The sequence below is a fragment of the Paraburkholderia sp. RL17-347-BIC-D genome, from assembly GCF_046027915.1.
Classification (GTDB): domain Bacteria; phylum Pseudomonadota; class Gammaproteobacteria; order Burkholderiales; family Burkholderiaceae; genus Paraburkholderia.
Genome location: NZ_JARESS010000259.1, coordinates 1 through 404 on the forward strand (window position 1 = coordinate 1; position 404 = coordinate 404).

General features: G+C 58.9%; 1 protein-coding gene. It reads right to left on the reverse strand.

Translation table 11 applies throughout. The features are described 5' to 3' along the window. Positions 1-404: POTRA domain-containing protein (locus P0D96_RS48460; protein ID WP_408321481.1), on the reverse strand; the 404-nt coding region annotated here is incomplete at both ends.

Sequence of the window (404 nt, forward strand, 5' to 3'; positions counted from 1 at the left end):
GGCTCGCGGTCGAGCAGATTGCCCGCCAGCTTGATATTCGAAATCGTGTACGGCTCGCCTTCGTGCAGCGTGACCGTCAGATACATGTCCTTCTTGTCCGGCGAGATCGACACCTGCGTCGAGTCGATGTTGAACTCGAGGTAGCCGCGATTCAGGTAATACGAGCGGACGTTTTCGAGGTCGCCGGTGAGCTTGTCTTTCGCGTACAGGTCATTCTTCGTGTACCACGAGAACCAGTTCGGCGTGGACAACTGCATTTCGTCGCGCAGCGTGCCCGTGCTGAACGCCTTGTTGCCGATGAAGTTGATCTGGCGGATCTTCGCGCTCGGACCTTCGGCCACCGAGAACAGCACCGACACGCGATTGCGGTCGATCGGCGTGATCGTGGTGGTGACTTCAGCGGC